Origin of the sequence: Streptomyces radiopugnans, from assembly GCF_900110735.1 — a bacterium.
In the GTDB taxonomy this organism is placed as follows: domain Bacteria; phylum Actinomycetota; class Actinomycetes; order Streptomycetales; family Streptomycetaceae; genus Streptomyces; species Streptomyces radiopugnans.
The window spans coordinates 182,057-203,533 of the sequence record NZ_FOET01000009.1 but is presented as its reverse complement, the minus strand read 5'-3'; the positions used below and the strand labels follow the sequence as shown (position 1 = coordinate 203,533).

The window sequence follows — 21,477 nt, the reverse complement described above, 5'->3', positions numbered from 1 at the left end:
CCGTACCGCCCGCGGGTCCGCCGGCGGGATCGCCGCCGGACCGCTCGCCGGATGGCCGTGAACGGCCCCGGATCACTGCTCCGCGAGAGCGCGCAGCCGCGACAGGGCTCGATGCTGGGCAACGCGTACGGCCCCCGGGGACATTCCGAGCATCTGCCCGGTCTCCTCGGCCGTGAGCCCGACCGCCACCCGCAGCAGCACCAGTTCGCGCTGGTGCTCGGGGAGGTTGGCCAGCAGCTTCCTGGCCCACTCCGCGTCACTGCTCAGCAGGGCCCGCTCCTCCGGGCCGAGCGAGTCGTCGGGCCGCTCGGGCATCTCGTCCGAGGGCACCGCCGTACTGCCCGGTCCGCGCATGGCGGCCCGCTGGAGATCGGCGACCTTGTGCTGGGCGATGGCGACCACGAACGCCTCGAAGGGCTTGCCGGTGTCGCGGTAGCGCGGCAGTGCGCACAACACCGCCAGGCAGACCTCCTGGGCCAGGTCGTCCACGAAGTGCCGGGCGTCCCCGGGCAGCCGGGTCAGCCGGGTCCTGCAGTAGCGCAGGGCGAGGGGGTGGACGCGGGCGAGGAGGTCGTGGGTGGCGCGCTCGTCGCCCTCCACCGCGCGCTGGACGAGGGCACCGATCTCGCCGCGGCCGTCGGCCGCGGATGGCGTCTCGTCGTCACGCATCGGTCCATGGTGCACCCGGCCCGGCCGTTCGGCCGCACCCCGTCCGTGGTTGTGCACTGAAGCGTTATGGGCAGGGGCACTCGCTGTCACGTCCCGCGCCCTCCCCTCACGCCTGGCCGTCACGTCCCCGAGGAACTCCATACATCCAGGATGCGGCACACCGGAGATTACGGCACCGGACCGTCTCCGGAAGGCCCCGCCTCCCGGTGCTCCGGGACCGGCGGGGACCCTTCCGGGCACACGGCACACGGCACACGGCACACGGCACGGCGCGCGGCGCGCTCGGCACGTACCGCCGGCCGCGGACGGGGAGCGCGCCGGCTCCACCGCTCCGGCGCCGTCGGGTGTCCGCGGTCCGGTCGGCCCCGGACCGGCGGACGTACCTGCGGACGTACAGGTGGCGGGGCCGCCCCCCGCCGGGGCTAGCGGACGAGGCCCCAGCGGAAGCCGAGCGCCACGGCGTGCGCGCGGTCGGAGGCGCCGAGCTTCTTGAACAGCCGCCGCGCATGGGTCTTCACCGTGTCCTCGGACAGGAACAGCTCGCGTCCGATCTCGGCGTTGGAGCGGCCGTGGCTCATGCCCTCCAGCACCTGGATCTCGCGGGCCGTGAGCGTCGGCGTGGCGCCCATCTCGGCCGAGCGCAGCCGCCGCGGCGCGAGCCGCCAGGTGGGGTCGGCCAGTGCCTGGGTGACCGTGGCCCGCAGCTCGGCGCGCGAGGCGTCCTTGTGCAGGTAGCCGCGGGCGCCGGCGGCGACGGCGAGCGCGACGCCGTCCAGGTCCTCCGCCACGGTCAGCATGATGATGCGGGCGCCGGGGTCGGCCGACAGCAGGCGCCGTACGGTCTCGACACCGCCCAGGCCGGGCATCCGGACGTCCATGAGGATGAGGTCGGATCGGTCGGCGCCCCAGCGGCGGAGGACTTCCTCGCCGTTGGCCGCCGTCGTCACACGTTCCACGCCGGGCACGGTCGCGACCGCGCGGCGCAGCGCCTCTCGGGCAAGCGGGGAGTCGTCGCAGACGAGGACGGAAGTCATGATCGCCCTCCGCAGCTCATGCGCATCACCTTAGGCCTCCAGGGCTGGTACGAATCGTCACCTGTGCGGTTGACCGCCCCGGACATCCGTCCGGCACTTGTCTGTGTCAACCGCCTCCGCACACTCAACGACGGTCACCCGAAAGAGTTACGGTCTTCGGCGCCCGCTTTCAACACCCTACGTGATGGGGTCGACACGGAGGGGGTATCCCGCGCAGATCAGCAGCCGTGTCGTCATTTGCCCTGTTTGGCGGGTTTTCTTTTTATTACTCGCGTATGTCCCGAAAATCTCGAAGATGCATATTTACATCTACTCATACCGTGGATGTACGGTCGTGACTGTTCTCGACTGGTTCACCAGCATCAGTTCGCTTCGAGAGGACAAGCCATGGCAGATTTCTCCCGCCTTCCGGGTCCCAACGCCGATCTGTGGGACTGGCAGCTGCTGGCCGCCTGTCGAGGAGTCGACAGCTCGCTGTTCTTCCACCCCGAAGGGGAGCGCGGAGCGGCCCGCAGCGCACGCGAGGCGTCCGCCAAGGAGGTGTGCATGCGCTGCCCGGTCCGGGCGGAGTGCGCCGCCCACGCGCTCACCGTGCGTGAGCCGTACGGGGTGTGGGGCGGGCTGACCGAGGACGAGCGCGAGGAGCTCATGGGCCGGGCCCGCACCAGGCTGGTCGGCGCGGCCGGGGCGTAGGGCCGCTCTCCGCGCGCCCTTCGGCCGCTCCCCCGGCGCCCCATGGGCCCGGACGCCGGACGCCCCGGGTGCCGGACGCGGCCCGCGTCAGCGGCGGGCCGCGTCCGACAGCCGGTCGAGCATGGCGGCGACCGCAGGCACCCGGGCGAGGTCCGGCAGGGTCAGCGCCGCCACCTCGCGCCGTACCTCCGGGCTGATGCCCACCGTCCGCACGCCCCGGGGGCGCACCGACTCCACCGCCAGCCCCGGCAGCACGGCCACGCCCAGGCCCGCCCCCACCAGCCCCACCACGGCCGGGTAGTCGTCGGTGGCGAAGTCGATCCGCGGTGTGAAGCCCGCGCTCTCGCACACCTCCACCAGATGGCCGCGGCAGCGCGGGCAGCCCGCGATCCAGGGCTCCCGGGCCAGCTCCGCGAGCCCCACCTCCTCCCCCGCCTCCGCCGCCCGTGCCAGGCGGTGGTCCTGCGGGACCAGGACCACCAGCCGCTCGGTCAGCAGCGGCCGCACCACCAGGTCGTCCCACTCCGGATCGCTCTCCGCCGGCCCGGCGGCGTCCGGGTAGCGGTAGGCGAGGGCGATGTCGCACTCGCCCTCGCGGAGCGCCTCCACCGAACGCGGCGGCTGCGCCTCGACCAGCGACACCCGGGCCCCGGGATGCTCCGCGCGCATCGCGGCGACGGCCGCGGGCACGATCGCGGAGCTGGCGCTGGGGAAGGACACCAGCCGGACCCGGCCCGCCCGCAGCCCGGCGATGGCGGCCACCTCCTCCTCGGCGGCGGCCAGCCCGGCCAGGATGCCCGCCGCGTGCCGGACCAGCGCCTCGCCGGCCTCGGTGAGCCGCGTCTCGCGGCCGGCGCGCACCAGCAGCGGGGTGCCCGCGGTCTGCTCCAGGGCCTTCATCTGCTGGCTGACGGCGGGCTGTGTGCAGCCCAGCGCACGGGCGGCGGCCGAGAGCGAACCGGTGCGGGCCACCGCGCGCAGCACACGGAGATGGCGTGCCTCGATCACTCCCCCACCATAAGCGCCCCCGGCGGGGGACCGCGGTGTCCGTTCGCGCCCTTGAAGGCGCCCTTCTAGTCTGCGCGGCATGCGGCTTCTCTCCGTGAACCTCGCCCGCCCCCGCTCCGTCGGCTACACCAACGCCCCGGGCGGCCTCACCGGCATCGACAAGCGCCCGGCCGACGGCCCGGTCGCCGTGACCGCCCCCGGCTCCGGCGGCGGCAGCGGACTCGCCGGGGACGTCATCGGCGACCCGCTCTTCCACGGCGGCGACGACCAGGCGGTGTACGCCTTCGCCCGGGAGGACCTGGACGGCTGGGAGGAGGTCCTCGGCCGCGAACTGCCCAACGGGGTCTTCGGCGAGAACCTCACCACCGCCGGCGCCGACGTCAGCGGAGCGCTGATCGGCGAGCGCTGGCGGATCGGGCCGGACACGGTGCTGGAGGTCTCCTGCGCGCGCACTCCCTGCCGCACCTTCGCCGGCCGGCTGGGGGAGATGGGGGTCCTGCCGACGGAGCGGGGGGCGGGGTGGATGAAGGCGTTCACCCGGGCCGCCGCGCCGGGGGCGTACCTGCGGGTGGCCGAGCCCGGCGAGATCCGCGCCGGGGACCGGATCGAGGTCCTGCACCGGCCGGACCACGAGGTGACCGTCTCCCTCCTCTTCCGCGCCCTGACCACCGAGCGGTCACTGCTGCCCCGCGTGCTGGACGCCGGCGACGCCCTGGCCGCCGCCGCCCGGGAGGAGGCGCTGGAGTACACCGCGAAGTACGCCTCCTGACGCATCCGGCACGCGGCCCGCCGGCCCCGGCCGGATAGCGTGCCCGTATGACGACTGCACTGATCACAGGGGCCACGGCCGGGATCGGCGCCGCCTTCGCCCGGCGGCTGGCACGCGACGGGCACAACGTGGTGCTGGTCGCCCGGGACACCGAGCGGCTGCGGCGGCACGCCACCGAACTGCACGACCGGCACGGCGTCGAGGCGTCCATAATCACCGCCGACCTGGCCACCGACGAGGGCATCGAGGCGGTCGAGGAGCGGCTCGGCGACCGGAAGCACCCGGTGGACCTGCTGGTCAACAACGCCGGCTTCGGCAACAGGGGCCGCTATCTGGAGGTGCCGATGGCGGACGAGCTGCGCATGCTCAAGGTGCACTGCGAGGCCGTGCTGCGGCTGACCTCGGCCGCCGCGGAGAGCATGCGCGAGCGGGGCCGCGGCGGCATCGTCAACGTGGCCTCGGTGGCGGCCTTCGTGCCGCGCGGCACCTACGGCGCGTCCAAGGCGTGGGTCGTGCAGTTCACCCAGGGCGCGGCGCGGGACCTGGGAACGACGGGGGTGCGGCTGATGGCGCTGTGCCCGGGTTTCGTGCGCACCGAGTTCCACCGGCGCGCGGGGATGTCGGCGGAGAGCGTGCCGGGCTGGATGTGGCTGAACGCCGACCGGGTGGTGGACGCGGCCCTGGACGACCTGGCCAGGGGGAAGACGCTGTCCGTCCCGGACCCGCGCTACAAGGCGCTGCTGGGCCTGGCCCGGCTGGCACCGCGCGGCCTGGTCTCGCGCGCCTCCTCCACCACCGGGCGCTTCAGCCCGAGATGACGGACGCACCGCCGCTCTTACGGCCCCTCCCCTCCGTCCCGTCCGTCCCGTTCCCCTTCCCCCTCCTTCCCTCCGCTTCCGCGCGGGGGCGCGACGAGGCCCGGCCCCCCGTGTGCCGGGGGGCCGGGCCTCGTCGTGTCGGCGGGACGTACCGCGGTGGCCCGTGCCTCAGTGGGCGTGGCCGTGACCGCCCGCGGCGGCCTCCGGCTCCTCCTCGGCCGGCTTCTCGACGACCAGGGTCTCGGTCGTCAGCAGCAGCGACGCGATGGAGGCGGCGTTCTCCAGGGCGGAGCGGGTGACCTTGACCGGGTCGATGACGCCGGCCTTGACCAGGTCGACGTACTCGCCGGTCGCGGCGTTGAAGCCGTGGCCCTTCTCCATCTCGGCGACCTTGGAGGTGATGACGTAGCCCTCCAGGCCCGCGTTCTCGGCGATCCAGCGCATCGGCTCGACCAGGGCACGGCGGACGACCGCGACACCGGTGGCCTCGTCGCCGTCCTTGTCCAGACCGCCCTCCAGCACCTTGGAGGCGTGGACCAGCGCGGAGCCGCCGCCGGAGACGATGCCCTCCTCGACCGCGGCGCGGGTCGCGGAGATGGCGTCCTCCAGACGGTGCTTCTTCTCCTTGAGCTCGACCTCGGTGGCCGCGCCCACGCGGATCACGCACACACCGCCGGCCAGCTTCGCGAGGCGCTCCTGGAGCTTCTCGCGGTCCCAGTCGGAGTCGGTGGTCTCGATCTCGGCCTTGATCTGCGCGACGCGGGCCTGCACGTCCTCGGCCTTGCCGCCGCCGTCGACGATGGTGGTGTCGTCCTTGGTGACGGTCACGCGGCGGGCGGTGCCCAGCACGTCCAGACCGGCCTGGTCGAGCTTGAGGCCGACCTCCTCGGCGATGACGGTGGCGCCGGTCAGCGTCGCCATGTCGCCGAGCATCGCCTTGCGGCGGTCGCCGAAGCCCGGGGCCTTGACGGCCACGGCGTTGAAGGTGCCGCGGATCTTGTTGACCACCAGGGTCGACAGGGCCTCGCCCTCGACGTCCTCGGCGATGATCAGCAGCGGCTTGGAGCTGTTGGACTGGATGATCTTCTCCAGCAGGGGCAGCAGATCCGCGATGGCGGAGATCTTGCCCTGGTGGATCAGGATGTAGGGGTCGTCGAGGACGGCCTCCATGCGCTCCTGGTCGGTGACCATGTAGGGCGACAGGTAGCCCTTGTCGAAGGCCATGCCCTCGGTGAAGTCCAGCTCCAGACCGAAGGTGTTGGACTCCTCGACGGTGATGACGCCGTCCTTGCCGACCTTGTCCATCGCCTCGGCGATCAGCTCGCCGACCTGCTTGTCCTGGGCGGACAGCGCGGCCACGGCGGCGATGTCGGACTTCTCGTCGATCGGGCGGGCGGTGGCCAGCAGGTCGTCGGAGACGGCCTTGACCGCGGCGTCGATGCCCTTCTTCAGGGCGGCCGGGGAGGCGCCGGCGGCGACGTTGCGCAGGCCCTCGCGGACCAGCGCCTGGGCCAGCACGGTGGCGGTGGTGGTGCCGTCGCCCGCGATGTCGTTGGTCTTGGTCGCCACCTCCTTGACGAGCTGGGCGCCCAGGTTCTCGTACGGGTCCTCGACCTCGACCTCGCGGGCGATGGTGACACCGTCGTTGGTGATGGTCGGGGCGCCGAACTTCTTGTCGATGACGACGTTGCGGCCCTTGGGGCCGATCGTCACCTTCACGGTGTCGGCGAGCTTGTTGACACCGCGCTCGAGGGCGCGACGGGCGTCCTCGTCGAACTTCAGGATCTTCGCCATGGTTGCTTGGGTCCTCTCGGAATCCTCGTCAAAGGAACCGCGCCCCGGCCCCGGACGTCTCGGACGCGGGTACCAGGGCGCGGATCACAGGCAGTCTTCGCGGTGGCTTACTTCTCGATGATCGCGAGAACGTCGCGCGCCGAGAGGACGAGGTACTCCTCGTTGTTGTACTTCACCTCGGTGCCGCCGTACTTGCTGTACAGCACGATGTCGCCGACCTTGACGTCGAGCGGCAGACGGTTGCCGTCCTCGAAGCGACCCGGGCCGACGGCGAGGACGGTGCCCTCCTGGGGCTTCTCCTTCGCCGTGTCCGGGATGACCAGGCCGGAGGCCGTGGTCTGCTCGGCGTCGAGCGGCTGGACCACGATGCGGTCCTCGAGCGGCTTGATGGCAACCTTGGAGCTAGTGGCGGTCGTCACGATCCGACCTCCCCCTTCGGAGATCTCAGCGGGGTTTGGATGTCTGGGGTGGCGACCTGGTAGATCCGTCGTCGCGGGTGCCGGATCTGCCCGTCGCTTGGATTGGCACTCTCCATGGGGGAGTGCCAATGCCGAGACTATGCGGGCGTTAGCACTCAGTCAACCGGAGTGCCAGCACACGGCGCGTTGCGCGCCGGTGCGCCGGTACGCTGACCCCGTACCGCGTCACAGGTGCCCGCCCGTCAAGGAGTACCGCCGATGACCGCAGAGCCCCTGCCCGACTGGTTCCACCCGCCGCCCGGCGGCTGGACCGCCGACGACCTCGACCGGCTGCCGCCGGACGCCCCGCGCTTCGAGCTGATCGACGGAGCCCTCGTGATGACGTCGCCGCGGACCTCGTTCCACGGCCAGGTGATGCGGCGGCTGTCCAACGCCATAGAACTCGCGGCCCCCCACGACCTGTGGGTCGAGTTCGAGATGACGATCCGGCTGGGGAAGCGCCAACGCCCGGAGCCCGACATCCTCGTCGTCAGCGGTCCGCCACATGACGAACGCACCGCGTACCTCCCCGAGGAGGTCGTGCTCGTCGTCGAGATCGTCTCCGAGGAGTCGGCCGCGCGGGACCGCGAGACCAAACCGCTGAAGTACGCCCAGGCCGGTATCCGCCACTTCTGGCGAGTGGAGAAGGAAGACCGCAAGCCAGTCGTGCACGTCTACGAGCTTGACGACACCACCGGCACATACGTCCCCACCGGGATTCACCGCGACAAGCTCGTCCTCCCGGTGCCCTTCCCCATGGACATCGACCTGACCACGTCGTACCGCGCACCGCGGTGACGGGCCGGTGAGCACCAACCCGGCCGTCGGCGACCCCGTCTCCGTCTTCCACCGCCTGCTGACCGACGAGGGGCAGGCCCTGCTGGCGGAGCTGCGGTCCTACGACCCCGGGCAGGAGCTGGCCGTCGCCACCCGGCTGCGCCGCGACCACCCGGCCGAACTGGTCTCGGCGGCCATCACCCAGGCCCGGCTGCGGCAGCGGGCGGTGGCGAAGTTCGGGGCCGGGGACGCGGCGCGGATGTACTTCACCCCCGACGGCGTGGAGCAGGCCACCCGCGCCAGTGTGGCCGCGTACCGCGCCGGGCGCTTCGCCGGCCTCGGGGCGCGGCGCCTGGCCGACCTGTGCTGCGGCAACGGCGGCGACGCCATCGCGCTCGCCCGCGCCGGTGTCGAGGTCCTGGCCGTCGACCGCTCCCCGCTGGCCTGCGCGGTCGCCCGCGCCAACGCCGAGGCGCTGGGCCTGGCCGAACTCGTCGAGGTGCGCTGCGCGGACGCGACGGAGGTGGACGCGTCCGGCTTCGACGCCGTCTTCGCCGATCCGGCCCGCCGCGGCGGACGCGGCCGGATCTTCGACCCCGAGGCGTACTCGCCGCCGCTGTCCTGGGCGGTGGAGGCCGCCCGGCGCGCCCCGCTCGCCGCGCTGAAGGTGGCTCCCGGCATTCCGCACGAGGCGGTACCGCCGGACGCGGCGGCCGAGTGGATCTCCGACGGCGGGGACGTGAAGGAGGCCGTGCTGTGGTTCGGCGCCGCCTCGCGCGGGGCGCCCCGGGTGCGCGCCACCCTGCTGCCCGGCCCCCGCACCCTGGACTCCGGCGGCCCGGCGGGCGCCCCCGGCACCGGCCCGGTCGGCCGCTACCTCTACGAACCGGACGGCGCGGTGATCCGCGCGCACCTGGTCGCGGAGGTGGCCGCGCGGGTCGGCGGACGCCTGATCGACCCGACCATCGCCTACGTCACCTCCGACGAGCACCGCCCGACGCCGTACGCGGCCGCGTACGAGATCACCGACACCCTCCCCTTCAACCTCAAGCGGCTGAAGGCGCTGCTGCGCGAGCGCGGTGTCGGGACGCTGACGGTCAAGAAGCGCGGCTCGGCGGTCGAACCGGAGGAGCTGCGCCGGAAGGTGAAGCCGTCCGGCCCGAACGCGGCCACGGTCTTCCTCACCCGCGTCGCGGGCGCCCCGACGATGCTCCTGGGCCACCCGATCCGCTGAGAGAGCACCCGTACGGGTGACGGTCACGCGTTCCCGGGGCTCCGGTGCGGGCGGTGGCGCCGCCGTCAGGCGGCCGCCGCGTAGCAGCGGACGGCCACCTTCTGCTCCGGCCCCCACCGCTGTTCGACCGTCGCCAGCAGCCGCCAGCCGAGCCGCTCGTACAGAGCCGCCGCCGCGGTGTCGGAAGCCGCCACGTCGAGCACCGGATGCAGACGGCGCTCCCGTGCCTCCGCGGCGGCCCGCGCGATCAGCAGCGCGCCGATCCCGTGGCCGCGGGCCCACGGGGCGACGAACAGCCTGTTGACCACGGCGGCGGCATCGGCGCCCACCCCCGTACGGGCGCTCCACAGCCCCGGCGCCGCGTCTCCCGGGCCGCTCCGGGACAGACCGACGTGGCCGGCGACGCGGCCGTCGAGTTCCGCGACCCACGAGGCGACGAGCGACGGCGGTGTGAGCCATGTCTCCGGGTGGCCGGGCCAGTTGAGCGGATAACCGTCGCGCTCGTGGACCTCCCGCAGCATCCGCGCGCAGTCGCCGAGGTCACGCCCGGTCCGCCGCCGGGTGCCGGGGTGCGGGTCCGCCCTCACCGGGCGCCTCCGTCCGCGTCCGCGCTCTCGAAGCGCCAGCGGTGGACCGGGCGGTGGAGCAACTCCTCGGGCGGAGAGGGCAGTTCCGGGACCTCGGCGTCGTACGGGGCTTCCCACCAGGTGATGACCAGGACCCGGTCGGCCGGGGCGGTGAACGTCTCACGGCGCAGGGGGACGGGGTCGAGGCGCCGGGCGCGGACCCACTCCAGCAGCTCGGCCCCCCGGCCGTCCGCCGCGCGGGCCTCCCACATCAGCGCGACGGTCATGAGTAGAGGTTCCCCGCGCTCGTCTCGTGCACATGGTCGTGCGTGTGGCCGTGCGTGTGCGAGGCGCCCGGTACGTGCGGTTCGGTGACCGGCAGGGAGGAGTCGGCCGACAGGTCCCAGTCGGAGGGCGCCCGGTCGCGGGAGACCATCTCGGCGCCCAGGGCCGCGACCATCGCGCCGTTGTCGGTGCACAGCTTCGGGCGCGGCACCCGCAGGGTGATCCCGGCCGCCTCGCAGCGCGCCTCGGCCATCGCGCGCAGCCGCGAGTTGGCCGCGACGCCGCCGCCGATCATCAGGTGGTCCACACCCTCGTCCCGGCAGGCGCGTACGGCCTTGCGGGTCAGCACGTCGACGACCGCCTCCTGGAAGGACGCGGCGACGTCGGCGACCGGCACCTCCTCGCCCGCGTTCCGCTTCGCCTCGATCCAGCGGGCGACGGCGGTCTTCAGGCCGGAGAAGGAGAAGTCGTAGGGCGCGTCGCGCGGGCCGGTCAGCCCGCGCGGGAAGGCGATGGCGTCCGGATCGCCCTCGCGGGCGTAGCGGTCGATGACCGGTCCGCCGGGGAAGCCGAGGTTCAGCACCCGGGCGACCTTGTCGAACGCCTCGCCCGCCGCGTCGTCGATGGTGGCGCCCAGCGGGCGCACGTCGGAGGTGATGTCGGACGACAGCAGCAGCGAGGAGTGGCCGCCGGAGACCAGCAGCGCCATGGTCGGCTCGGGCAGCGCGCCGTGTTCGAGCTGGTCGACGCAGATGTGCGAGGCGAGGTGGTTGACGCCGTACAGCGGCTTGCCCAGTGCGTACGCGTACGCCTTGGCCGCGGAGACGCCCACCAGCAGCGCGCCGGCCAGGCCGGGGCCGGCGGTGACGGCGATGCCGTCCAGGTCGCTCGCGGCGACGCCGGCGTCCTTCAGGGCGCGCTCGATGGTGGGGACCATCGCCTCCAGATGGGCGCGGCTGGCGACCTCGGGCACCACCCCGCCGTACCGGGCGTGCTCGTCCACGCTGGAGGCCACCGCGTCGGCGAGCAGCGTGTGCCCGCGCACGATGCCCACGCCGGTCTCGTCGCAGGAGGTCTCGATGCCGAGGACCAGGGGTTCGTCAGCCATGGGTCGTCGTTCCTTGGTGTTCCGGTGCGGGATCCGTCGCGGGGTCATGTGCGGGGCCGGGTGCCGGGTCCGGCGCGGGGTCGGCGGGGCGGCGCATCACGAGGGCGTCCGCGTTCCCGGGCTGGTAGTAGCCGCGGCGCAGGCCGACGGCCTCGAAGCCGAAGCGCTCGTACAGGCGCCGGGCGCGGTCGTTGTCCACCCGGACCTCCAGCAGGACCTCGCGGCACTCGAAGTCGGTCGCGGCGGTGAGCAGCGCGGTGAGCAGCCGGGCGCCCAGTCCGGTGCCCCAGTGGTCGCGGGCGGCGGCGATGGTCTGGACGTCCCCGGTGCCGCCCGCGGCGGCGAGTCCGCCGTAGCCGACGACGCGGCCCTCGCCGTTCTCGGCGACGAGGTAGCGGCGGGTGGCGTGCGGGCCGCGCGCGCGGGCGAGTTCGGACCAGAACAGGGCGGGCGACCAGGCGTCGTACGGGAACAGCTCCCGTTCCAGCTCCAGCACCGGTTCGATGTCCCACCAGCGCATCTCGCGCAGGGCGACCTGCTCGCGGGCCTGCTCGGCGGGCGCGGTCACCGGGGTGTGACCACCTTGTAGTTGGCGGGCACCCTCGCGTCCGGGCGCCGCAGGTAGAGCGGAAGCGGCGGCAGGAAGCCCCCGGCCCCTCCCGCGGTCCCCCCGTCGGCCTCCTCGCCCCCGCCGGAGCCGAGCCGTTCGGCGGCCAGCGCCGCCAGCGCGGCCGCGGAGACGTGTTCGGGCAGGTCGTCGCGCACGCCGGTGAAGGTGTCCGGGTACAGCCGGGCCCCCATGCCGGCCGCGGGTACGCCGGCGACCAGCTCGGCGATGTCGGCCGGGCGGTCCACGGCCGGGTCCCCGAGGCGGGTGCGGGCGTCGGCGTAGCGCGCCCAGTACACCTCCTTGCGGCGGGCGTCGGTGGCGACGACGAAGGGGCCCTCCACTCCGGCCGCCCCGGCGGCGTAGGCGACGCCGTCCAGCGTGCACAGGCCGTGGACGGGGATGCCGCGGGCGGCACCGAAGGTCGTCGCCGTCATCAGGCCGACCCGCAGGCCGGTGTACGGGCCGGGGCCGACGCCGACGACGATGCCGGTCACGTCGCCGAGCGAGGCGCCCGCCTCGGCCAGGACGCGGTCGACGGCCGGGAGCAGCAGTTCGCCGTGGCGGCGGGCGTCCACCTCGTCGGCGGCTGCGAGGGTCCTCGTCCCGTCGTGCAGGGCGACGGTGACGGCGGGGGTTGCGGTATCCAGAGCGAGCAGGAGCACGCTCTCAGCCTACGGCGCGCCGCGGGCCGCCGGTGCCCGCCCGCGGCACGGCGCCCACTACCGACTGCTACCGTCGGGCTTACGATCACACCGGTCCTCAAGGGCTCCGAGGACCGGCGGGGAAGCGGCGAGTACCGGAGGCGGGCGAGACGGTGGCACGGAACAGCGCGGGTACGTTCGTGGCCGGGCTGACTGCGGCGGCACTGGCCGCCGTCGGCTTCCTGGCCTACCAGGCGTCCGCCGCGCAGGACCGGCGCGGACCCGTCGACGACCGCGGGACCGCCGCGTCGGCCTCCCCGTCCCCCGGCGCCGCGGAGAAGGGCCGCGAGGACCGCGAGAGGCCCGAGGACCGGGAGGAGGCCGCGCTGCCGGCCGATTCCGGTGCCGGCGAGCGCGTCGTGTACTCCCTGCGCGGCGACCGGGTCTGGCTGGTGGGCGCGAACGAGCAGGTCACCAGGACCTACCGCGTCGTCCCCGGTGCGGTGGACCCGCTGCCGGGCGAGTACACCGTGAGCGAGGGCGGCCGTACCGAGCGCGTCACCGGTTCCGACGGGGTGCCCGTCGCCCATGTGGTGCTGTTCACGCAGGTGGAGGGGGTCGTGGTGGGCTTCAGTGCCGCCGTGGACGGCTCACTGCCCGAGGGACCGCCGAAGGAGGGCACGGGCGGCATCCGCTCCAGGGCCGCGGACGGCGAGGCGATGTGGCGGTTCGCCACGGCGGGCACGAAGGTCGTCGTCGTTCCCTGAGCCCTGCGCCCATGGCCCCGAGTCCTGCGCCCATGGCCCCCGATCCCTGAGCCCGTACCCCCTGATCCCGTGCGCCCCCGACTCCGGGGGCGGAGGCCCGCCCCCGGCCCGCCGAAGCCCCGCCCACGTTTGCCCTCTCCGCTTTCGAACAGATGGTGAACAAGCGGACGGGCACCGGAGAGACCGCAGAAGGGGGCGGCGGGATGGCGCTGGGAACGGACATGGCACCGGACAGGGACGGCGGCGGCCGGGTGGCCCGGGAGGAGTACCGGGAGACCGAGAAGGAGCGGGCCGACCGGCGGTGGACGGAACTCCTGCAGGAGGTCAGGGTCGCCCAGATGGGCATCCAGATCCTGCTCGGCTTCCTGCTGAGCGTCGCCTTCACCGAGCGGTTCACCGACATCGGCACCGTGGACCGCAACATCTACGTCGTCACCGTCGTCCTCGGCTCGGCCGCGACCGGCACCCTGATCGCCCCGGTGGCACTGCACCGCTTCGTCACCGGGCACCGCATGAAGCCCCAGACGGTGGAGTGGGCCTCCCGCCTCACCGTCACCGGGCTGATCCTGCTGCTGTGCACGGTCACCTGCGCCCTGCTGCTGATCCTGCGCGTGGTGCTGGACAACGGCATGGCGTGGTGGATAGTCGGCGCGCTGTTCATGTGGTTCGTGGGCGCCTGGTTCCTGCTGCCGGCCTGGGCCCGGCGTGTCGGCCCGCGGCAGGAGGAGCAGAGGGGGCGCGCGTAGCCCCTGCCACCCGTACGGGCCCTCAGGCCGCCTCGGCCCGGGGGCCCTCGTCGTCCGGGCGTCCTTCGAGCGCGGTACGGCGCTCGGGGGCCGGCGGTGTGGAGACCGCGTCGGCCGCGGCGCACGAGGCCAGCAGATCGCGCATCGGCACCGCTCCGGCGCCGGGCGGGCGCCCGGACGCACCGGCGCGCGCCTCCTCGGCGGTCGTCCCGGACTCTCGTTCCTCGGCCTCCATGGGTCCTCCCGTGGCTCATGGGGCGGGAGTGGTAAGGCGTGCCTAACCACCCTCTCCGGCCTCCATGTGAACACGTCGGAGGCACCGCGCGCAACATCTTGCCGACACGGTGTCGGAACCCGGGCCCGGCCCGGTACGCGCCGCGTGCCGTGCGGGGTGCGGGGTGCGGTCGTGCGGGCTCCGGCCCCTACCCGTTCTCCCCCGGCTCCGCGAGGACGGACAGGTCCTGGCCCGCCCAGCGCCCGCCGACGCCGGTCAGCGTCACCGTCCGCGCGTCCTCCCCGGAGCCGTCCCCCGCTCCGTCCTCGGCGCCGCCGGCCGCCTCCGACCCCACCGAGCGCTCGATGACCACGTGCAGCCGGTCCTCCGACAGCTCCTCGACCTTCCCCTCGCCCCACTCCACGACCACCACCGACTCCGGCAGCGAGACGTCGAGGTCCAGGTCCTCCATCTCCTCCAGGCCGCCGCCGAGCCGGTAGGCGTCCACGTGCACCAGCGGGGGGCCGTCGCCGAGCGGGGGGTGGACCCGGGCGATGACGAAGGTGGGCGAGGTGACCGCGCCGCGCACGTCCAGTCCCTCGCCCAGCCCGCGGGTGAGGGTGGTCTTGCCCGCGCCCAGCTCGCCGGTGAGCAGGACGAGGTCGCCGGGCAGCAGCAGCCGGGCCAGACTCCGGCCCAGCTCCCGCATCCGGTCAGGGGTCGCGACGCGGATCCTCGCGGTCCGCCCGGAGCTCAGGGGATCGCCGGTCTCCTGGGGACTCCGGGTCTCCTGGGGGCTCGGGGGGTTCTGCCGGCTCTCCGGAACGGCCCCGGGGGCGGTCCCCGCGGCCCGGTGGTGCGGTGTGTCCATGTGTGTGGATGGTACGCGTCAGCAGCTCGGCCAGGCGGTCGTTGACCGCCTCGGGGTGCTCCAGCATCACCAGGTGCCCCGCCCCCTCCACGACCACCAGGTCCGCGTGCGGCAGCGCCCCGGCCATCGCCTCGCTGTGCTCGCGCGGGGTGAGCAGATCGCGGTCGCCGGTGAGGATCAGCGCGGGCCGGCCCTCCTCGAAGGCGGCCAGCGCGGCCGTCTTCTCGTGCTCGGCGAAGGCGGGGTAGAAGTCGGCGACGACGTCGACCGGGACCGACTCGATCAGCCGTTCCGCGAAGCGCGCCACCCCGGGGTCGACGTCGCGGGTGCCGAACGAGTACCGCTTGACCAGCCCCGTGAAGAGGTCGGCGGTCGCCCGCCGTCCCCGCTCGACCAGGTCGGCCCGCGCGGCCAGCGTCCTGAGCACTCCCGGCGCCATCCGCCGCAGCGCCCGGGCCCCGGCGGCGGGCAGCCCGTAGGTCACCTCCGTGAGGTTGCCCGCCGAGGTGCCCAGCAGGGCCACCGCGGCGACGCGCTCGGCGACGTACCCGGGGTGGTGGTGGGCCAGCGCCATCATCGTCATCCCGCCCATCGAGTGGCCGACGAGGACGACCGGTCCGGCGGGGACGGCGGCGTCGAGCACCGCCTTCAGATCGCGTCCGAGCCGGTCGATGGTGACCGTCTCGCCCGCCCGCCCGCGCCCGGAGCGGCCGTGGCCGCGCTGGTCCCAGTAGACGGCGCGCAGGGCGGGGGTGGGGGGCGCGGTGGGCTCGGTGCCGCGCAGGGCGGCGCGCTGGAAGTGCCAGACGTCCTGGGCGAGGCAGTAGCCGTGGCTGAAGACGACCGTGGGCGCGCCCTCGGGTATTCCGCCCTCCGGTTCGTCGGTCTCGTAGTACAGCTCGGTGCCGTCGTCGGCCACGGCCCGGCCGGGGGTGCCGCGCAGCGAGCCGTACGGACCGGTCGCGTCCAGGGCCAGGCGCGCCCTGCGGCGCACCGCCCGGTGCACGGTCAGCCGCTCGACGGCCACTCCCGCGGCCACTGTGGCCGCGGTCAGTCCCAGCACCGCGCCGGCCACTCCCGCGCGGCGCGCCCACCCCCTGCCGCCCACGTCCGTCATGTCTGCGTCATGCTTCCGCGTTCAGATGGACACGCGGCACCCGGGCGCCGATCCGGGTCACGATCTCGTACCCGATGGTGCCCACCGCGCGCGCCCAGTCCTCGGCCGTCGGCTCGCCCGCGTCGCCCGGCCCGAACAGGACCGCCTCATCGCCCTCCGCGGCCGTGTCGCCGCCCAGGTCCACCACGAACTGGTCCATGGCCACCCGGCCGGCGACCGTCCGCCACTTGCCCGCCACCAGCACCGGACCGCTCCCCGAGGCGTGCCGGGGGACGCCGTCGGCGTAGCCGGCCGGGACCAGGGCCAGGGTGGTCTCGCCAGGGGTGGTGTAGTGGTGGCCGTAGCTCACCCCGTGTCCGGCGGGCACCCGCTTGACCAGGGCGAGACGGGCGCGCAGGGTCATCACCGGCCGCAGTCCGAAGTCCGCCGGCACTCCGACCTCGGGCGAGGGCGAGAGCCCGTAGACCGACACCCCGGTGCGCACCAGGTCGAAGTGCGCCTCGGGGAGGGTGAGGGCGGCGGGCGAGTTGGCGATGTGCCGCACCTCCGGGTCGAGCCCGGCGCGGGCCGCGGTGGCCAGGGCCTCCCGGAAGACGGCGAGCTGGGCGGCGATGGAGGGGTGGCCGGGTTCGTCGGCGCAGGCGAAGTGCGACCACACCCCGGCGACCCGCACCGTGCCCTCGGCCTCGGCGGCGCGGGCCGCGGCGGTCAGCGCCTCCCAGCCGGCGGGCTGGCAGCCGCTCCGGCCCAGCCCGGTGTCGATCTTCAGATGGACGCGGGCGGTACGGCCGCAGGCGCGGGCGGCGCCGATGATCTCCCGCAGCGCCCACGGGTCGCTCGCCGACACGTCGACGTCCGCCTCGATCGCCTCGCGCCAGGGCCCGCCGGGCGTCCACAGCCAGCACAGCAGCCGACCCCGGTCCCCGGCGGCGCGCAGCGCCAGCGCCTCCTCGGGGGTGGCCGTCCCCAGCCAGCCCGCGCCCGCCTGCCGCGCGGCGCGGGCGCAGGGGATCATGCCGTGGCCGTACGCGTCGGCCTTGACCACGGCCATCAGCTCGGCCCCGGCCGCGCGCTCGCGCAGGGCGCGGACGTTGGCGCGCAGCGCGGCCAGGTCGATCTCGGCCCCGACCCGGTGCGGGCCGGGGCGGGGCCGCGCTGCCGCGCGAGGGGCGGAGGGCTCACTTACGACGTCCATCGCCCCCCAGTGTCTCAGGTCCCCTTCCCGCCGCCGCCCCGCCCGTCCGGCGTGTGCGGCCCGCTCCCGGCGCTCGCGGGGACACGGCCCGGTGGGCGCGAGGCGGGCGCCTCGGGGCCGGGCCCGGCGCGGGCACCGCAGCGCCGGGCGCCCGGGCCGGCCCGTTCACCGCCGCGAGGCCGGGGGCGTGCCTCCGGCGCCTCAGGCCTCCGAGACGTCCCGCCAGGCCGGGCGCAGTGCCTCGGCCACGTCGAGCGCGCTGGTCAGCGGCGCCGCGCGGCGGCCCGCCAGGCCGTGGACGTAGGAGCCCGCCACCGCCGCGTCCACGGGCGCCAGACCGCAGGCGAGCAGCGAGCCGGCCAGCCCGGAGAGCACGTCGCCGCTCCCGGCCGTCGCCAGCCAGCCGGTGCCGGTGGGGTTGACCCGCAGCGGGCCGTCCCCGCCGGGCGGGGCGACCACCGTGGTCGAGCCCTTGAGCAGCACCGCCGCCCCGTACCGCCGCGCCAGCTCCCGCGCCGAGGCCAGCCGCGCCGACTCCACCTCCTCGCGCCCGACGCCCAGCAGCGCCGCGGCCTCACCGGCGTGCGGGGTGAGCAGGACGGGGGCCGTGCGCCCCCGCAGCTGCCCGGCGTCCATCAGCCGCAGCCCGTCGGCGTCCACCAGCACCGGTACGTCAGAGGCCAGCGCCTCGCGCACGCTCTCGCGCGCCTCGTCCCCGTCGCCGAGCCCCGGCCCGACGACCCACGCCTGCACCCGGCCCGCCTGCGAGGGCGGACCGGAGGAGACCAGCGTCTCGGGGAAGCGGGCGATCACCGCGTCGGCCGCGGGTCCGGCGTAGCGCACGGCGCCCGCGCCGCCGCGCAGCGCCCCCGCCACCGCCAGCACCGCCGCGCCCGGGTAGCGGGCGGATCCGGCCGCGACGCCGACCACGCCGCGCCGGTACTTGTCGCTCTCGGCCGACGGGCGGGGCAGCAGGGCGGCCACGTCCGCGTGCTGCGCGGCGCGCACCACCGGCTCGGCCGCCTCCAGATACGGGCCCAGGCCGATGTCGACCAGCCGCAGCGCCCCGGCGTGCTCGCGCGCGGGGTCGACCAGCAGGCCCGGCTTGTACGCCCCGAAGGTCACCGTCGCCGCCGCCCGCACCGCCACACCGCGCACCTCGCCGGTGTCGGCGTCCACGCCGCTGGGCAGGTCCACGGCGACGACGGGCACCCCGGCCGCCGCGACGGCGTCGGTGATCTCCACCGCGTCCGGCCGCAGGCCTCCCCGGCCGCCGATGCCGACGATGCCGTCCACCACCAGATCGGCCCGCCGCAGAAGCGCGGGCACGTCGGCGGGCACGCCCTCCAGCACGGTGTGGGCGGTGGGGGACGCGGCGGCCCGGCCCCCGGCCGCCCGCAGCGCGGCGAGTCCGTCGGCGTGGACCCTCTCCGGGCTGAGCAGTACGGCGGTCACCCCGGCGCCGCGCCGGGCCAGGTACGCCCCGGCGAAGAGCGCGTCCCCTCCGTTGTCGCCGCTGCCCACCAGCAGGACGATCCGGGTGCCGTAGACGCGTCCGAGCATCCCGGCGCAGGCGGCGGCCAGCCCGGCGGCGGCGCGCCGCATCAGCGTCCCGGCGGGCAGGCGCGCCATCAGCTCCCGCTCGGCGGCCCGTACGGTCTGCACGCTGTAGGCATCTCTCATGCCCTCAGTGTGACCGCCCGCCGCCGGGCCCACCCGGGAACCGGCCGCCCTTAGGCGGCCGGTTCCCGGCGATCGGCTCCCGGCGGCCTGCCCCGGCGTCCGGCCTCCCGCGATCAGCCCTCGGCGATCACGAAGGCCGTCGCCACCCCCGCGTCGTGGCTGAGGGAGACGTGCCAGCGGCGCACGCCCAGCTCGGCGGCGCGGGCGGCGACGGTGCCGGTCACCCGCAGCAGCGGCTGCCCGTGCTCGGAGGCGTGCACCTCCGCGTCCGTCCACACCAGCCCGCCGGGCGCGCCCAGCGCCTTGGCCAGAGCCTCCTTGGCGGCGAACCGCGCCGCCAGGGAGGCCACCGAGCGCCGCTCCCCGCCGGGCAGGGTCTGCTCGGCGGGGGTGAACAGCCGCTCGGCCATGGCGGGGGTGCGGGCCAGCGCGCCGGCGAAGCGGTCGATCGAGGCGACGTCGATCCCCACCCCGACGATCATCCGCGTCCCCCCGCCCGCCGGGCGCGCCCGCCGCGCGCCGTACGACCGCTGCGCGGACTCACTCCACCGTCACCGACTTGGCCAGGTTGCGCGGCTGGTCCACCTCGTTGCCGCGGGCCGTGGCCAGCTCACAGGCGAAGACCTGCAGCGGCACGGTGGCCACCAGCGGCTGGAGCAGGGTGGGCGTGGCGGGGATGCGCACCAGGTGGTCGGCGTAGGGCACGACCGTCTCGTCGCCCTCCTCGGCGATGACGATGGTCCGCGCGCCCCGGGCCCGGATCTCCTGGATGTTGGAGACGATCTTGTCGTGCAGCACGGAACGGCCGCGCGGCGACGGTACGACCACCACCACCGGCAGGTCCTCCTCGATCAGCGCGATCGGGCCGTGCTTGAGCTCGCCGGCCGCGAAGCCCTCGGCGTGCATGTACGCCAGCTCCTTGAGCTTGAGCGCGCCCTCCAGGGCGACGGGGAAGCCCACATGGCGGCCGAGGAAGAGCACGGTGTCCTTGTCGGCCAGGGAGCGGGCCAGCTCCCGCACCGGCTCCATGGTGGCCAGGACCTTCTCGACCTCCGTGGAGATCTGCGACAGCTCCCGGATCACCGAGTGGATCTCGTCGCCCCACTTGGTGCCGCGCACCTGGCCCAGGTAGAGGGCGACGAGGTAGCAGGCGACCAGCTGGGTCAGGAACGCCTTGGTGGAGGCGACCGCCACCTCGGGCCCGGCGTGGGTGTAGAGCACCGCGTCGGACTCGCGCGGGATCGTGGAGCCGTTGGTGTTGCAGATGGCCAGCACCTTGGCGCCCTGCTCACGGGCGTGGCGCAGCGCCATCAGGGTGTCCATGGTCTCGCCGGACTGGCTGATGGCGACGACGAGCGTGCGCTGGTCCAGGATGGGGTCCCGGTAGCGGAACTCGCTGGCCAGCTCGGTCTCGCAGGGGATGCGCGTCCAGTGCTCGATGGCGTACTTGGCGATCATCCCGGCGTGGTAGGCCGTGCCGCACGCCACGATGACGACCTTGTTCACCTCGCGCAGCACGTGGTCGGGGATGCGCACCTCGTCCAGGGCCAGCCGGCCGGCCTCGTCGATGCGGCCCAGGAGGGTGTCGGCGACCGCCTTGGGCTGCTCGGCGATCTCCTTGAGCATGAAGTAGTCGTAGCCGCCCTTCTCGGCGGCCGAGGCGTCCCAGTCCACGTGGTAGGCGCGGGTGTCGGCGGGGGCGCCGTCGAAGTCGGTGACCGTCACCCGGTCCCGCTTCAGCTCCACGACCTGGTCCTGGCCCAGCTCGATGGCCTCGCGGGTGTGGGCGATGAACGCGGCGACGTCGGAGGCGAGGAAGTTCTCGCCCTCGCCGACGCCGACCACCAGCGGCGAGTTCCGCCGGGCGCCGACGACGGTGTCGGGCTCGTCGGCGTGGACGGCGACGAGGGTGAAGGCGCCCTCCAGGCGGCGGCACACCTGCCGCATGGCCTCGGCCAGGTCGCCGCAGGAGGAGAAGTTCTCGGCGAGCAGGTGGGCCACGACCTCGGTGTCGGTCTCGGAGGTCAGCTCGTGGCCGCGCTCGGCCAGTTCGGCGCGGAGCGCGGCGAAGTTCTCGATGATGCCGTTGTGGACGACCGCTACCCGCCCGGAGTTGTCCAGGTGCGGGTGCGCGTTGGCGTCGGTCGGTCCGCCGTGGGTGGCCCACCGGGTGTGGCCGATGCCGGTGGCGCCGGCCGGCAGCGGGCGCTCGTCCAGCAGCTTGCCGAGGTTGCCCAGCTTCCCGGCCTTCTTCGCGGCGGCCAGCCCGCCGTCGGCGAGGACGGCAACGCCCGCCGAGTCATAACCGCGGTACTCCAACCGCTTCAGTCCCGCGATGACGACGTCGAGGGCGGACTGCCCTCCTACATAACCAACGATTCCGCACATGCGATGCAGCCTAAGGGCAGTCGGGGGCGGGA

At 74.7% G+C, this 21,477-nt stretch carries 24 protein-coding genes; 7 read left to right on the top strand and 17 right to left on the bottom strand.

Annotated elements, in window-relative coordinates; all coding sequences use genetic code 11:
• Positions 1-72 precede the first annotated feature (72 nt).
• Together BMY40_RS17770 and BMY40_RS17765 are read right to left on the bottom strand one after the other, a co-directional pair.
• Positions 73-669, bottom strand: a complete 597-nt coding sequence (locus tag BMY40_RS17770; protein ID WP_281250789.1) for a sigma-70 family RNA polymerase sigma factor — start codon at positions 667-669, stop codon at positions 73-75.
• A 422-nt stretch (positions 670-1,091) separates the two neighbouring features.
• Positions 1,092-1,703 (bottom strand): response regulator transcription factor, encoded by a 612-nt coding sequence (locus tag BMY40_RS17765; RefSeq protein WP_093660693.1) that lies wholly within the window; start codon positions 1,701-1,703, stop codon positions 1,092-1,094.
• Positions 1,704-2,090: 387 nt separating this feature from the next.
• Here BMY40_RS17765 and BMY40_RS17760 point away from each other — a divergent pair, with 387 nt between their 5' ends.
• The gene (locus BMY40_RS17760; protein ID WP_093660691.1) at positions 2,091-2,396 is read left to right on the top strand and encodes a WhiB family transcriptional regulator; all 306 of its coding nucleotides are present in this window, start codon (positions 2,091-2,093) and stop codon (positions 2,394-2,396) included.
• Positions 2,397-2,483: 87 nt separating this feature from the next.
• Here the strand turns inward: BMY40_RS17760 and BMY40_RS17755 are convergent, their stop codons facing one another.
• On the bottom strand, positions 2,484-3,404 hold the full coding sequence (locus tag BMY40_RS17755; protein ID WP_093660689.1) for a LysR family transcriptional regulator: 921 nt from the start codon (positions 3,402-3,404) through the stop codon (positions 2,484-2,486).
• Between the two features lie 79 nt (positions 3,405-3,483).
• Here BMY40_RS17755 and BMY40_RS17750 point away from each other — a divergent pair, with 79 nt between their 5' ends.
• On the top strand, positions 3,484-4,173 hold the full coding sequence (locus BMY40_RS17750) for an MOSC domain-containing protein (protein ID WP_093660687.1): 690 nt from the start codon (positions 3,484-3,486) through the stop codon (positions 4,171-4,173).
• A 47-nt stretch (positions 4,174-4,220) separates the two neighbouring features.
• Entirely contained in the window at positions 4,221-4,991 is a 771-nt protein-coding gene (locus BMY40_RS17745; RefSeq protein WP_093660685.1) for an SDR family NAD(P)-dependent oxidoreductase, read from the top strand.
• Positions 4,992-5,159: 168 nt separating this feature from the next.
• Here BMY40_RS17745 and groL read toward each other — a convergent pair whose 3' ends face one another.
• Together groL and groES are read right to left on the bottom strand one after the other, a co-directional pair.
• A complete protein-coding gene (groL, locus tag BMY40_RS17740) occupies positions 5,160-6,785 on the bottom strand; it encodes a chaperonin GroEL (RefSeq protein ID WP_093660683.1) in 1,626 nt (541 codons plus the stop codon).
• 107 nt (positions 6,786-6,892) lie between these two features.
• A complete protein-coding gene (gene groES, locus BMY40_RS17735; RefSeq protein ID WP_093660681.1) occupies positions 6,893-7,204 on the bottom strand; it encodes a co-chaperone GroES in 312 nt (103 codons plus the stop codon).
• A gap of 258 nt (positions 7,205-7,462) precedes the next feature.
• Here groES and BMY40_RS17730 point away from each other — a divergent pair, with 258 nt between their 5' ends.
• Together BMY40_RS17730 and BMY40_RS17725 are read left to right on the top strand one after the other, a co-directional pair.
• Positions 7,463-8,041 carry a Uma2 family endonuclease gene (locus BMY40_RS17730; RefSeq protein WP_093660679.1) on the top strand — a complete coding sequence of 193 codons (579 nt, stop codon included), beginning with the start codon at positions 7,463-7,465 and terminating at the stop codon, positions 8,039-8,041.
• A gap of 7 nt (positions 8,042-8,048) precedes the next feature.
• On the top strand, positions 8,049-9,254 hold the full coding sequence (locus BMY40_RS17725) for a class I SAM-dependent methyltransferase (protein ID WP_093660677.1): 1,206 nt from the start codon (positions 8,049-8,051) through the stop codon (positions 9,252-9,254).
• 65 nt (positions 9,255-9,319) lie between these two features.
• Here BMY40_RS17725 and BMY40_RS17720 read toward each other — a convergent pair whose 3' ends face one another.
• The 5 genes from BMY40_RS17720 to tsaB all read right to left on the bottom strand — a co-directional run bounded on the left by BMY40_RS17720 (position 9,320) and on the right by tsaB (position 12,485).
• Positions 9,320-9,775, bottom strand: coding sequence for a GNAT family N-acetyltransferase (locus BMY40_RS17720; RefSeq protein ID WP_093660742.1), 456 nt, complete (start codon positions 9,773-9,775; stop codon positions 9,320-9,322).
• Positions 9,776-9,837: 62 nt separating this feature from the next.
• On the bottom strand, positions 9,838-10,107 hold the full coding sequence (locus BMY40_RS17715) for a hypothetical protein (RefSeq protein ID WP_093660675.1): 270 nt from the start codon (positions 10,105-10,107) through the stop codon (positions 9,838-9,840).
• The gene (gene tsaD, locus BMY40_RS17710) at positions 10,104-11,213 is read right to left on the bottom strand and encodes a tRNA (adenosine(37)-N6)-threonylcarbamoyltransferase complex transferase subunit TsaD (RefSeq protein ID WP_093660673.1); all 1,110 of its coding nucleotides are present in this window, start codon (positions 11,211-11,213) and stop codon (positions 10,104-10,106) included. The genes BMY40_RS17715 and tsaD overlap by 4 nt, the downstream gene beginning before the upstream one ends.
• Positions 11,206-11,733 (bottom strand): ribosomal protein S18-alanine N-acetyltransferase, encoded by a 528-nt coding sequence (gene rimI, locus BMY40_RS17705; protein WP_093660740.1) that lies wholly within the window; start codon positions 11,731-11,733, stop codon positions 11,206-11,208. The genes tsaD and rimI overlap by 8 nt, the downstream gene beginning before the upstream one ends.
• A gap of 44 nt (positions 11,734-11,777) precedes the next feature.
• The gene (gene tsaB / locus BMY40_RS17700) at positions 11,778-12,485 is read right to left on the bottom strand and encodes a tRNA (adenosine(37)-N6)-threonylcarbamoyltransferase complex dimerization subunit type 1 TsaB (RefSeq protein ID WP_093660671.1); all 708 of its coding nucleotides are present in this window, start codon (positions 12,483-12,485) and stop codon (positions 11,778-11,780) included.
• 152 nt (positions 12,486-12,637) lie between these two features.
• On the opposite strand from tsaB, the gene BMY40_RS17695 reads away from it, so the two are divergent.
• Positions 12,638-13,231 (top strand): hypothetical protein, encoded by a 594-nt coding sequence (locus tag BMY40_RS17695; RefSeq protein WP_093660669.1) that lies wholly within the window; start codon positions 12,638-12,640, stop codon positions 13,229-13,231.
• 221 nt (positions 13,232-13,452) lie between these two features.
• Positions 13,453-13,977, top strand: a complete 525-nt coding sequence (locus tag BMY40_RS17690) for a DUF6328 family protein (RefSeq protein ID WP_093660738.1) — start codon at positions 13,453-13,455, stop codon at positions 13,975-13,977.
• A gap of 22 nt (positions 13,978-13,999) precedes the next feature.
• On the opposite strand, the gene BMY40_RS17685 is transcribed toward BMY40_RS17690, so the two are convergent.
• From BMY40_RS17685 to glmS, 7 genes are all read right to left on the bottom strand, one after another.
• Positions 14,000-14,212: a hypothetical protein gene (locus tag BMY40_RS17685; RefSeq protein ID WP_093660667.1), complete on the bottom strand. Its 213-nt coding sequence runs from the start codon at positions 14,210-14,212 to the stop codon at positions 14,000-14,002.
• 187 nt (positions 14,213-14,399) lie between these two features.
• On the bottom strand, positions 14,400-14,900 hold the full coding sequence (gene tsaE, locus BMY40_RS17680) for a tRNA (adenosine(37)-N6)-threonylcarbamoyltransferase complex ATPase subunit type 1 TsaE (RefSeq protein WP_093660665.1): 501 nt from the start codon (positions 14,898-14,900) through the stop codon (positions 14,400-14,402).
• A 4-nt stretch (positions 14,901-14,904) separates the two neighbouring features.
• Positions 14,905-16,179 carry an alpha/beta fold hydrolase gene (locus BMY40_RS17675; RefSeq protein ID WP_093660663.1) on the bottom strand — a complete coding sequence of 425 codons (1,275 nt, stop codon included), beginning with the start codon at positions 16,177-16,179 and terminating at the stop codon, positions 14,905-14,907.
• Between the two features lie 7 nt (positions 16,180-16,186).
• Entirely contained in the window at positions 16,187-17,374 is a 1,188-nt protein-coding gene (gene alr / locus BMY40_RS17670; RefSeq protein WP_093660661.1) for an alanine racemase, read from the bottom strand.
• 201 nt (positions 17,375-17,575) lie between these two features.
• Positions 17,576-19,057 (bottom strand): NAD(P)H-hydrate dehydratase, encoded by a 1,482-nt coding sequence (locus BMY40_RS17665; RefSeq protein WP_093660659.1) that lies wholly within the window; start codon positions 19,055-19,057, stop codon positions 17,576-17,578.
• 113 nt (positions 19,058-19,170) lie between these two features.
• A complete protein-coding gene (locus BMY40_RS17660; protein WP_093660657.1) occupies positions 19,171-19,539 on the bottom strand; it encodes a holo-ACP synthase in 369 nt (122 codons plus the stop codon).
• Between the two features lie 58 nt (positions 19,540-19,597).
• Entirely contained in the window at positions 19,598-21,445 is a 1,848-nt protein-coding gene (gene glmS, locus BMY40_RS17655; protein WP_093660655.1) for a glutamine--fructose-6-phosphate transaminase (isomerizing), read from the bottom strand.
• Positions 21,446-21,477: the final 32 nt, after the last annotated feature.